Source organism: Pedobacter sp. AC190, from assembly GCF_979258025.1.
This window is the reverse complement of record NZ_OZ409824.1, coordinates 4,990,832-5,003,241: the sequence shown is the minus strand read 5'-3', so window position 1 is coordinate 5,003,241 and position 12,410 is coordinate 4,990,832. Positions and strand designations below refer to the sequence as shown.

The 12,410-nt window shown below is 34.3% G+C and carries 8 protein-coding genes; all 8 read left to right on the top strand.

Features of this window, described 5'->3' with window-relative positions; genetic code table 11:
• Positions 1-49: 49 nt before the first annotated feature.
• On the top strand, positions 50-2,428 hold the full coding sequence (locus ACZZZI_RS21810; RefSeq protein WP_463491376.1) for an ABC transporter permease: 2,379 nt from the start codon (positions 50-52) through the stop codon (positions 2,426-2,428).
• A gap of 72 nt (positions 2,429-2,500) precedes the next feature.
• Positions 2,501-4,900 carry an ABC transporter permease gene (locus ACZZZI_RS21805; protein ID WP_316756964.1) on the top strand — a complete coding sequence of 800 codons (2,400 nt, stop codon included), beginning with the start codon at positions 2,501-2,503 and terminating at the stop codon, positions 4,898-4,900.
• Positions 4,901-4,976: 76 nt separating this feature from the next.
• Positions 4,977-7,370: an ABC transporter permease gene (locus tag ACZZZI_RS21800; RefSeq protein WP_463491374.1), complete on the top strand. Its 2,394-nt coding sequence runs from the start codon at positions 4,977-4,979 to the stop codon at positions 7,368-7,370.
• Between the two features lie 74 nt (positions 7,371-7,444).
• Entirely contained in the window at positions 7,445-8,137 is a 693-nt protein-coding gene (locus ACZZZI_RS21795) for an ABC transporter ATP-binding protein (protein ID WP_316756968.1), read from the top strand.
• Between the two features lie 28 nt (positions 8,138-8,165).
• Complete coding sequence (locus tag ACZZZI_RS21790) at positions 8,166-10,535, top strand: ABC transporter permease (RefSeq protein WP_463491372.1); 2,370 nt, start codon at positions 8,166-8,168, stop codon at positions 10,533-10,535.
• Between the two features lie 239 nt (positions 10,536-10,774).
• Positions 10,775-11,572: a helical backbone metal receptor gene (locus ACZZZI_RS21785; protein ID WP_316756972.1), complete on the top strand. Its 798-nt coding sequence runs from the start codon at positions 10,775-10,777 to the stop codon at positions 11,570-11,572.
• A gap of 60 nt (positions 11,573-11,632) precedes the next feature.
• Positions 11,633-11,941 (top strand): hypothetical protein, encoded by a 309-nt coding sequence (locus tag ACZZZI_RS21780; RefSeq protein ID WP_424059280.1) that lies wholly within the window; start codon positions 11,633-11,635, stop codon positions 11,939-11,941.
• An 85-nt stretch (positions 11,942-12,026) separates the two neighbouring features.
• Positions 12,027-12,326, top strand: coding sequence for a hypothetical protein (locus tag ACZZZI_RS21775; RefSeq protein ID WP_463491369.1), 300 nt, complete (start codon positions 12,027-12,029; stop codon positions 12,324-12,326).
• Positions 12,327-12,410 lie beyond the last annotated feature (84 nt).

Genomic DNA, 12,410 nt, shown 5'->3' with positions numbered 1-12,410 from the left:
TATAGGTTTAAAACGTACAACTTAAAACTTACCACGTAAAACTCAAAATATGTTCAGATTAAACTTAAAAATCGCTTTGCGAAACCTTTGGAAGAATAAAACTTCTTCTTTCATTAATGTAATTGGTTTGGCTATTGGTCTTGCAGCTTGTTTAATGCTGTTGTTGTATGTTTCTTACGAGTGGAATTTCGATAAACAGGCTAAAAATTCAGCAAATGTTTTTGTAGCGATGACCAACGTACCTGGCGAAGGAAATAAAATTGCTGCAACATTTAATGGCACTACAACAGCTCTCGCGCCACTATTGAAACAGAATTTGCCGGAGGTGAAATATGTCGCCCGAATGGATTATGGCAAAAGAAGCTTAATTGCCAACGGAGAAAACAGCTATAAAAAAGATTCGAAATTTGCAGAACCTGATATCCTTAAAATGTACGATTATAAGTTCATTTCGGGCAATGCAGAAACAGCGCTTCAAAATCCACTTTCGGTTATTTTAACAGAAAGTACAGCAAAAACGTTGTTCGGCACAACCGATGTTTTAAATAAATCTGTACGTTATCAGGATCAGGAAAACCTAACAATAACTGGCGTAATAAAAGATTTGCCAGAAAATAGTTCTAATCGTTTTGATTTTTTAATGCCATGGTCGTTTTACGAAATTGTTGATGGTAGTGCTAAAGATTTGAATTGGAATAATTATAGTTTCGTAACCATGGTATCTCTAAATCCAGATGCAAATATTGATTTGGTAAATCGTAAAATTGAGGCTTTAGTAAAAACAAATACACCACAGAATTCACAATCACAGCCACATTTTTTATATCAAGCCAACAAACTGCATTTATTTGGGAAGTTTGAAAATGGTAAACCTGCTGGTGGCGATATTGAACAAATCTATCTTTTTGTGGGTTTAGCATTTGGGATTTTATTGATTGCCTGCATCAATTTTATGAATATGGCTACGGCCAAATCAGAGAAAAGAGCAAAGGAAGTTGGTATCAAAAAAACCATTGGTGCAAATCGTATTTCACTAATTCTCCAGTTTTTAACCGAATCGATGGTGCTAACCTTAGTTGCCGTTATACTTGCAATTGCACTATTAGAACTTTCGTTGCCTGCATTTAATGCGCTCCTAAATATCAATTTGGGCATTTCTTACTTCAATGCGGCAAGCTGGGTTGGTATTTTAGGCATCGTGTTAGCCACAGGATTAATTGCGGGCAGTTATCCAGCTTTTTATTTATCAGCCTTTAATCCAATTCAAACTTTAAAAAGAAAAATTACTTCAAAAGGATTTTTAAATATCAGCTTAAGGCAAGTGTTAGTGATCGGGCAATTTTGCTTTGCCATCATCCTCATTATCTCAACTTTGGTTATCTATCGCCAAATTCAATACATAAAAAATAAACCAGTTGGTTTTGATGTAAATACTTTAGTCGAAATCCCTCAGGATGGCGAATTAAAAAACAAATTCGATTTATTTAAAACGCAAATACTAAAATCTGGCGCTGTTACTTCTATGTATCAATCGTCAGTTAGTCTTTCTCATCGTGGTCGAAATTTTATGGATATTAAGTGGGATGGAATGACTAAACCCGAAAATACAGTGATGTTTAATCAGGTTGCTACATCCTATGATTTTATTAAAACCAATGGCATAAAATTACTGCAGGGAAGAGATTTTTCGAAGAGCTTCGCTTCAGATACCAGTGCTGTTATAGTAAGCGCATCGGCGGTTAAAGTATTTGGCTACAAAAATCCAATCGGTAAAAAAGTAACGCTTTTTGGTACAAACGCACATATTGTTGGTGTGTTTGATGATTACGTGTGGGATTCGCCTTATAAATCTAACAATCCACAAGTTGTTTTTATAAATTTAAGACAAACTGGCACCATTACCATGCGCCTCAACAGTGCAAACAGCTTGCAAAGTAATATCGAAACAATCGGTAAAATTACCAAGGCAATTAATCCTGCATACCCCATCGAAGTTACTTTCGTAAACTCATTATATCAGGAGAAATATAAAGCTGAGAAAACCTTAGGTATTCTTTCTAATCTCTTCGGCGGACTGGCAATTTTCGTTTCGTGTTTGGGTTTATTTGGCTTGGTTGCTTACAGTGCCGAACAACGAACTAAAGAATTTGGCGTACGCAAAGTGCTTGGTGCCTCTGTTGTAAATTTGATGCAATTATTATCCCTTTCTTTTATAAAGATGATTATAGTGGCAATTGTAATCGCAGTTCCTATTAGTTATTTGGCTATGGGAAAATGGCTGAATAATTTTGAATATCATACCGAATTCAGCTGGTGGATTATGCCACTCGCTGCCCTCGGAACTTTAATCATGGCATTAATTACAGTAAGTTTTCAGGCTTACAAAACCGCAAAAGCAAATCCTGTTGATGCACTTAAATATGAATAGAACCGAGTTAACAGTTGCGGGTTACCAGTGTAATGGGCTCGTAACAGGTAACACATAACCAATAACCCAAATATGTTCAAATTAAACTTAAAAATCGCCTGGCGAAACCTTTGGAAAAACAAGGGCTATACATTCATCAATATCCTCGGCTTATCTATCGGGATGGCGAGCTGTATTTTGATTTTCATCTTTATTCGTTATCAAATGAGTTTTGATGAAGGTTTTAAAAATGAAGATAGAATTTATCGATTAACAACCAATTGGACCACTTCCGATGGATTTGAGGAATCGCAAGGGGTACCGCAACCCGCGCCTGCAGCGTTAAGAAATGATTTCAAAAACCAAATAGAAAAAGTCGCCGCCATTCGTCAAGACGGTGGAATAATAAAGGTTAAAGATGCTGCTGGAAAAGACCGCATAAAAAGTTTGGAAGATGTTTTTTATGCTGAGCCAGAGTTTTTTCAAATTATGAATTTCGAATGGTTACAAGGTAATCCTCTTCAATCATTAAGCCAGCCAAACACGGTTGTTTTATCAAAAGATATGGCCACTAAACTTTTTGGAAATTGGAACATTGCCCTTGGTAAAACCATCAATTTTCAAAACAGAGAAGATTTTACCGTTACTGGTATTTTGCAGGACATACCCGAAAACACCTCTTTTCCATTAAACATAATTGTTTCTTATCAAACCTTTAAAAATTACAACGGCCCTAATTTTAAAGAATGGGGATCTACATCATCAAACGATGAATGTTATTTCATGTTGAAAAAAGGTGTTTCAATTGAAGAAGTGGCTAGCATACTGCCTAAATTCTCTGAAAAATATTTCCATAAAGATTTAGCGTTTAAAGAACAAAATGGCTTTCAGGCTTTAAGCGATATTCATTACAACGAAAATCTTGGCAACTTTGCGAATAAGACAATGCCAAAAAAAGAACTTTATGGTTTGGCAATCATAGGCGCTTTCTTACTGCTAACGGCTTGTATCAACTTTATTAATTTGGCAACTGCGCAAGCGGTAAGTAGGAGTAAAGAAGTTGGCGTACGTAAAGTAATGGGCAGTTTAAGGAAACAATTAATTGTTCAATTTCTAACCGAAACATTAACCATAAGTGTATTTGCATTACTTTTTGCCTGTGTTTTAACCGAAGTTGCATTGCCTGGTATGAAAAGCCTGTTTCATGACGACATTTCTTTCAGCATCATCAGTAATCCAAGTATTCTTGTTTTTATGGTTGGTTTGGTGCTTGTGGTAAGTTTCTTGGCTGGGTTTTACCCTGCAATGGTTATGTCGGGATTTAGTCCTGCTTTAGCCATTAAAAATAAAATTACGGCAAATGCAGGCGGCCTAAGCTTGCGCAAAATTCTGGTTGTGGTTCAGTTTTCAATTACAGTAATTTTAATAATTGGTACGCTAGTGGTGTTAAAACAAATGAACTACATGCGAGAAAAACCATTAGGATTTAATCCATCAGCAATAGCATTGGTAAGTGTTCGTAACGATAGTTTAAGCGTAATGAAATATCAGATTTTGCAAGAAAGAATTTCCAAAATTCCTGGGGTGTTATTTACAAGTTTTTGTCGAAATCCACCATCATCATCTAATAATAATGAAAGCAATTTCAGATATAATGGAACAGAAAAGGCAAGTTTCCAGGCAAATACAAAACTTGCCGACGAAAATTATTTTAAAACATTTAGTTTAACTTTTGCAGCCGGCAAAGGATTTTCTAAAAGTGATACCCTTAAAGAAATAGTAGTAAATGAAACCCTGTTAAGAAAACTTAATGTGGTCGATTTTAATGAGGCGCTAGGTAAGAAAATGACCATTTGGGGTAAAACTGGGACAATAGTTGGTGTAGTGAAAGATTTTAATAATTTAAGTTTGCACGAACCAATTTCACCTATAGTGATTACTTCTATTAAAGAAAATTATAAAAACCTGGCAGTTAAAATGGACAGCAAACAAATACTGTCGATCATGCCGCAAATTGAGAAAATCTGGAACGAAACCTACCCGGAAAATTTTTACTCCTCATCATTTGTTGATGATGATATTAGCAAGTACTACGAAACAGAACGTGTAATGGGCGTATTGTTTAAGGTTTTTGCAGGAGTAATTATTTTTATTTCCTTCATCGGATTATTTGGACTGATATCATTTGTAGCAACGCAAAGAACCCGAGAAGTAGCCATTAGAAAAGTATTAGGTGCAACTACTTTAGAGTTGGTTAAAATGCTAAATGGTTCATTTTTACTGATGGTTTTCATTGCGAATTTAGTAGCCTGGCCGCTAGCTTATTTATTCGTGTCAAAATGGTTATCAACTTTTACCTATCGGATAGATTTGAGTATTTGGCCATTCGCTTTAGCTATGGTAATCTCAATGCTGATTACTTTAATTACCGTAAGCTTCCGCTCTTTTAAAGCAGCAAAGGCAAATACAATTGATGCACTTAAATATGAATAAAAGCGAGTTAACAGTTGCGGGTTACCAGTTGAAAGTATGGACTCGTAACAGGTAACACATAACCAATAACCCAAATATGTTCAAATTAAACTTAAAAATCGCCTGGCGAAATCTTTGGAAAAATAAAGGTTATACGCTGATCAATGTACTTGGTTTATCTATCGGGATGGCAAGTTGTATTTTGATTTTTATTTTCATCAGGTACCAACTAAGTTTTGATGAAGGGTTTAAAAATGAGGATAGAATTTTTAGAGTTGTAACCAATTGGAAATACAATGCTTTTGACGATTATTCTGCCGGTGTTCCGATACCTTTTATGGCGGCAGCCAGGAATGAGATTGCAGGATTTGAAAAAGTAGGTTCTATTGTAAAACGTGGAGATATTTTTCATGTAAATGATAAAACAGGTCGTGAAATTATTAAAACTCAGGAGCCAGTTTATTATGCTGATCCCGATTTTTTTGAGGTTTTTCAAGACATCAGGTGGGAGCAAGGTAAAGCTCGTCAAGCGCTTTCCGAACCAAATACAGTTGTACTTACAAAAGCCTATGCCATTAAATTTTTTGGAACGATAGAAAACGCGGTTGGTAAAACAATTGCAATGGGTACTCGTGTTAATTTAAGAGTAACTGGTGTAATACAGGATATGCCTCAAAATAGTAGTTTTCCGCTTGGAATCGTGGTTAGTTATGTGACTTATTATGGCCGAGACAACGTAAACTGGGATTCGGTAAATTCCAGTTCATCAAGTTACGTATTGTTGAAAGATGGCTTAACACCTGTTGATATTGAATCAACATTAGATAAATTTAATAAAAAATATTACCCAATTGAAAAAATTGCCGGTAACCAAACCAATATCCTTCAACCGCTAAGAGCCATCCACTTTAGCGAACGGTACGACAATTTTGCTGATTCAACGATTGGTGAAAATAAAATTTATGGTTTGGCGATAATCGGGTTATTTCTGATACTAACAGCCTGTATCAATTTCATAAATTTAAGTACGGCACAATCCGTAAATCGTTCTAAAGAAGTTGGTGTTCGCAAAGTTATGGGAAGCAGACGTAAGCAATTAATCGCTCAGTTTTTAACAGAAACTTTTGCGGTAAGTTTAATGGCTCTATTAATTGCTGGCGTCCTTACTGAACTGGCAATCCCACCAATGCAAAATCTTTTTAAAGGTCAGGTTCAATTTAGTCTTTTCGGACAGCCGGTAATATTTTTATTTATGGGGCTTTTAGCTGTATTTGTAGCCTTTCTTGCAGGTTTTTATCCCGCTTTGATTATTTCAGATTTTAATGTAGCACTTGCTATAAAAAATAAAATTGCATTAAATGGAAACGGCTTAAGCCTCCGGAAAATTTTGGTTGTTGTTCAGTTTTCAATAACAGTAATCTTAATTATCGGAACTTTAGTGATCATCAGGCAAATGGCATATGTACAGGGAAAATCCTTAGGTTTTAACTCAAATGCAGTTGCCATGGTTGGTATTCCAGGAGATAGCTTAAGCAAAATGAAAGTTAATACCTTTAAAGAGCGGGTTTTGCAGATTCCAGGTGTTGAAATATTAAGCTTTTGCCAATCACCTCCATTATCTTCTAATGTAAATTCAACTGATTTTACTTACAACGGTGTAAAGAATAAAGATTTTGAACTTCGAACTGTTAGATCAGATGAGAATTACTTCAAACTCTTTGATCTAAAAATTATTGCTGGTAAAATATTTGCTAAAAGCGATACGGCCAATGGCTGCGTGGTTAACGAAACCTTTCTTAAAAAAATGAATATCCTAAAGCCTGAAGATGCTTTAGGTAAGGTTATAAATGCAAGTGGGAATGTAGTCGCAATTACGGGAGTGGTAAAAGACTATAATGATAAATCATTAAAAGAAAATATCTCCGGACTTGCAATCTTTCCTGGCAAACGTGATTATTGGAATGTTGCTATAAAAATAGATAGCAAACAAATTATGCCGGCTATGAAGGAAATAAATGCGGTTTGGAGCGATACATTTCCTAATGGTATTTTCGATTCAAATTTCGTAAATGATAACATTAATAGTTATTACGAAAGTGAGCTTATAATGGGCGTTTTGTTTAAGGTTTTTGCAGGCGTAATTATTTTTATTTCCTTCATCGGATTATTTGGATTGATCTCATTTGTAGCAACGCAAAGAACCCGAGAAGTAGCCATTAGAAAAGTATTGGGCGCATCTACCTTCGAGTTGGTTAAAATGCTCAACGGCTCGTTTTTGTTAATGGTTTTCATAGCAAATTTAATAGCCTGGCCATTGGCTTACTTGTTCGTGTCTAAATGGTTAAACAGCTTTGCTTACCGAATAGATTTGGGCATTTGGCCATTCGCTTTAGCAATGGTAATCTCAATGCTGATTACTTTAATTACCGTAAGCTTTCGCTCTTTTAAAGCAGCAAATGCAAATACAATTGATGCACTTAAATATGAATAAGTAATAAATTATACGTTTTAAGTTGTACGTTTTTAATACATATAACTTAAAACTTACCACGTAAAACTCAAAAAATGATAGAACTAAAAAACATAGAAAAATACTATTCGAGCAAAGGCATTAAACATTACGTTCTGCGTCATGTAACTACAACCATAAAACAAGGCGAATTTGTTTCTATAATGGGACCATCAGGAGCAGGAAAATCTACGCTTTTGAATATTTTAGGGATGCTCGAAGAGCCAACTTATGGCGATTATGAGTTTATGGGCGAAAATGTAACCAGTTTAAATGAACGTAAACGTATCGAGCTTTATCGTAATCATATTGGTTTCGTTTTTCAGGCTTATCACTTAATTGATGAGATGACGGTTTACGAAAACATTGAAGCGCCATTGCTTTATAAGAAGGTTGGTAGTTCCGAACGAGCAAGCAGAATTGCTAATTTGTTAGATCGGTTTAACATCGTTGCAAAAAAAGACTTATTCCCTAATCAACTTTCAGGCGGCCAACAACAATTAGTCGGTATTGCCAGAGCATTGGCGGCGCAACCATCAATTATTTTAGCCGATGAGCCAACTGGTAATCTTCAATCGGCACAGGCAGAAGAAATTATGCAGCTTTTTCAGAAATTAAATAAAGAAGATGGTATTACTATAATCCAGGTTACACATTCTGAGAAAAATGCAGAATATGGTAGCCGAATTTTAAATATTGCAGATGGCGTTGTTAAAGATGACATCAGAGTTGAAAATGTTTTAAAATAAATTAGACTAGCATTTAAAATCATTCAAAATGTTCAGGTTAAACTTAAAAATTGCAATAAGAAATCTCTATAAAAATAAGGTTTATACTTTTATTAATATTGGAGGATTAGCTATTGGTTTAGCGTCATGTTTATTACTGATACTATACGCTCAATACGAGTGGAACTACGATAAACAATATAGGAATTCCCAAAATCTATATCAGGCGATGATTAATTTTAAAGATGGGAACGGAAATATCACCAGAACAATTGATTTGACACAAAATGTTATGCTCGAATCGCTAAAAGGCGATTTCTCTGAAGTTTTGGACGGCTCAAGGGTAACTAATTTGTACAAAAGATTAATCTCAACAAAAGAAAATAGTTTAAAACTAAATAATCGATATGTTGATGCTGATTTTTTAAAGCTTTTCAATTTTAAATTCATCAGTGGAAATTCAATTAATGCACTTAACGAACCTAACTCTATCATTTTAACCGAAAGTTCGGCAAGGAAAATATTTGGCAAAACAGACGTTGTTAACCAAAACATCCGTTTCGAAAATCAAGCTGAATTAAAAGTGACAGGCGTAATAAAGGACCTGCCAACCAATATTACTTACGGCTTCGAAACTTTGACAACGTTTAAACTATATGAAAATTTAAACGTTTGGCCAAAAAAACCAAACTGGGGGAACCATGACTATTATACTTTACTTAAACTGGGAGATCATACAGATATTAATGCTTTTAATTTAAAATTAAAGGGCTATGTAGGTAAACATTATCCAAATGCTAAAGAAGAAGTATTTATTTATCCTTTAACAAAATTGCATTTATACGGAGAATTTGCTAACGGTAAAAGTAATGGTGGCAATATAAAACAAGTACAATTGCTTGTTGGGTTATCTCTTGGGATTTTGCTGATAGCTTGCATTAATTTTATGAATTTAGCCACCGCAAGCACTCAGAGCAGGGGAAAAGAAATCGGTGTAAAGAAAACAATGGGTGCAACACGAACCGATTTAATTTTTCAGTTCATGATTGAATCTTTTATGCTAACATTTATTAGCATTTTGGTAAGCATTATTCTTTTAGAATTTGCCCTTCCAAAATTTAATCAATTATTGGATATTGAAATCGTATTTAACTATTTAAGTCCAGCGAACTGGATTTTAATTTGTGGTGTATTTATCGCAACGGGGATCATTTCTGGAAGTTATCCTTCTTTTTACCTGTCGGGTTTTAATGCAATTAAGGCACTTAAAAAAACCTTAAATTTTACGAATGGTTATTCGCTAACATTTAGGCAGATTTTAGTAATTATTCAATTTAGCTTTTCAATTATACTTATTGTTGCAACAATTACGATCTACAAGCAAATTCAGTTTATAAATAATAAGCCAATCGGATACCAATCCAACGGTTTAATAGAAATTCCGCATGAAGGAATGCTTTATCAAAAATTCAATTTGTTAAAAAGTAAACTACTCTCCAGTAATGCGGCTATTTCGGTGGCACAATCATCTGGAAGTTTATCGAGCAAAAATAGTACAACAAGAGGCTTGATTTGGGATGGTATGAACGAAAGTGATAAGCTTATTGATTTCGATCAGATTTTTACAACATACGATTTTCTGAAAACTTCGAACATCAAACTACTTTATGGGAGAGATTTTAGCGAGAAATTCGCTTCTGATACTTCAGCCATATTACTAAGTAAAACTGCACTTAAGCTGATGAGATTAAATAATCCCGTTGGAAAAACCATTTCTTATCAAGGCGATAAGCGAAATGTTATTGGCATTTTCGAGGATATTATTTGGGATAATCCAAGTAAAATTGTGCCTCCAATGGTTATCGCATTTGCCGATATAAGTGATGTAATAACGATCCGCTTAAATCCAAAAGAAAGCTTAACTAAAAGCGTTCAAACGATTAGCGATGTTATAAAAGAAATTAATCCAAATTTCCCTGTAGAGATAAAATTTATTGATAGCCTGAATGAAGATAAATTGAAAAAAGAAAGAATTTTAAGTACGCTGGCAAATCTTTTCGGCGGATTGGCAATTTTTATATCATGTTTGGGTTTATTTGGTTTATCATCATTTAGCACCACGCAGAGAATGAAAGAAGTTAGTATTCGGAAAATTTTAGGCGCATCTGTTAATGAATTAATGATTTTGCTTTCGAAAAGTTTTATTAAACTAATATTACTTGCCATAATTATTGCCTTACCAATAGCTTATTTTATCATGGATAAATGGCTGCAAAAATTTGAACTGAGAACAAGTATAGATTATACAATATTTATATTATCTGCAATATTTATAATAGCCATCGCGGTTATAACCATAAGTTTACAAACATATCGTGTAGCAAAAATAAAGGCTGTTGATACTTTAAAGTACGATTAAAACATTGTTTTTTAGTTTTTTGGATGTTTTGTTTTTTAGTTTTTTGGATGTTTTGTTTTTTAGTTTTTTGGTAAAAAAAAATGCCACTTTGATTAAACCATTAAATAGAAAGATTTTCAAATCTAACCAACTAACCAACTAACCAACTAACCAACTAACCAACTAACCAACTAACCAACTAACCAACTAACCAACTAACCAACTAACCAACTAACCAACTAACCAACTATCTTTGTAAAATGCAAAAATCTTTTACAGATGGAATGGGGCAGGAGGTAACCGTTAACTTTCCGCCCAAAAGAATTGTTTCAATTGTACCTTCTCAAACAGAACTGCTTTTCGACTTAGGGCTGGATAAAGAAATTATCGGTTTAACAAAGTTTTGTATCCATCCGATAGAAAAATTTGCTGAGCGGACTAAGGTTGGAGGAACAAAAAAACTTAACATCGATTTAATTAAAGATTTAAAACCCGATTTAATTATTGGTAATAAAGAAGAAAATACGCAAAGCGATATAGAAGAATTGTCTCAGTTTTTTCCAGTTTGGATGAGCGATATTTTCACCTTGGATGATGCCATGAAGGCCATTAGCGACATAGGAGAGTTAGTCGATCGGTCGCCAGAAGCTGCTTACTTAAATCATCTAATTTCTGCTGGTTTTAACGATTTAAAAACACTTGCACTTCAAAATAGGATCGATAAAAAGGCAGCCTATCTAATTTGGCGAAAACCTTATATGGCTGCTGGTAAAAATACTTTTATTAACGATGTCTTAGTATCCAATGGAATAACGAATGTAATTGATGCAGAACGTTATCCAGAAATTACGCTAAAAAAGCTCGAAGCACTAAATCCTCAGCTCATATTATTATCCTCAGAACCTTATCCTTTCAAAGAAAAACATATTGAAGAAATTCAGGAAGCTTTACCCGAAGCTAAAATTATGCTTGTAGATGGCGAAATGTTTAGTTGGTATGGAAGTCGTTTAGTAAAAGCTGTTCAATATTTTTTCGAGTTTCAGAAAGAACTTTATTAGCCCTAATTCGTTTTGATTTTGTAAATTGTACATACATAAATCATTTCGTTCCCCGTTACTATGAAAAAAATATTAATGTTAATGCTTGCCATTGTAGCCTTATCAAGCTGCGGTAGCATAATGAATGCAGCCGATAATGGTAAAACCATTACTTTAACGGGAAGAGTTGAAAAACTAGGTTTAACGCCCTTTAGATATGGCAGCCACAGCATTAAAATGCGGGGACAGGTATATTCTATAAAAAGCACAAGTATAAATTTAGATAATTATCTGGATAGGCAAGTTATTATCAAAGGGACTAAAGTACCAGGTTATCCATTAGAAGGTGGCCCTGAACTCATTGAAGTTACGGATATTAAGGGACAATAAAATTTTGATCTTCAATTTACGCAATACTTTATTATTAAAATTGAGCTGTTTTTACTAAAATTGTAATACCCATAAATCACCTATTATGAAAAAAATATTAATATTTTCTCTGTTTGTTGCAGTTATTTCAAGTTGTACATCAATGAAAGATTCAGATACAGCCACTCGGGTTACCGCAACTGGAACAATTCAAAAGCTGGGCATGTCAACCTTTCAATACGGAACCCATGTGTTAAAAACCGAAAATAAAACTTACGCATTGAAAAGTACTTTTAGCCTGGATCCATATTTGGATAAGAAGGTTACGATAAAAGGAAAAAAGGTTTCGGGCTATCCTTTAGAGGGCGGACCTGATCTTGTAGATGTATCAATGGTAAAGCTTTAAAAATTATTCTCGCTTAGGATTAGCGACTTAGCTTCGATTGAGTAAAATAATTCAGAAAATGTTTCAATTATTTTTTGAAAATTG

What these genes read in the sequence shown, in the direction of transcription:
- ACZZZI_RS21810 (WP_463491376.1), top strand. Translation starts at nt 50, where the DNA reads ATGTTCAGATTAAACTTAAAAATCGCTTTGCGAAACCTTTGGAAGAAT.
- ACZZZI_RS21805 (WP_316756964.1), top strand. Translation starts at nt 2,501, where the DNA reads ATGTTCAAATTAAACTTAAAAATCGCCTGGCGAAACCTTTGGAAAAAC.
- ACZZZI_RS21800 (WP_463491374.1), top strand. Translation starts at nt 4,977, where the DNA reads ATGTTCAAATTAAACTTAAAAATCGCCTGGCGAAATCTTTGGAAAAAT.
- ACZZZI_RS21795 (WP_316756968.1), top strand. Translation starts at nt 7,445, where the DNA reads ATGATAGAACTAAAAAACATAGAAAAATACTATTCGAGCAAAGGCATT.
- ACZZZI_RS21790 (WP_463491372.1), top strand. Translation starts at nt 8,166, where the DNA reads ATGTTCAGGTTAAACTTAAAAATTGCAATAAGAAATCTCTATAAAAAT.
- ACZZZI_RS21785 (WP_316756972.1), top strand. Translation starts at nt 10,775, where the DNA reads ATGCAAAAATCTTTTACAGATGGAATGGGGCAGGAGGTAACCGTTAAC.
- ACZZZI_RS21780 (WP_424059280.1), top strand. Translation starts at nt 11,633, where the DNA reads ATGAAAAAAATATTAATGTTAATGCTTGCCATTGTAGCCTTATCAAGC.
- ACZZZI_RS21775 (WP_463491369.1), top strand. Translation starts at nt 12,027, where the DNA reads ATGAAAAAAATATTAATATTTTCTCTGTTTGTTGCAGTTATTTCAAGT.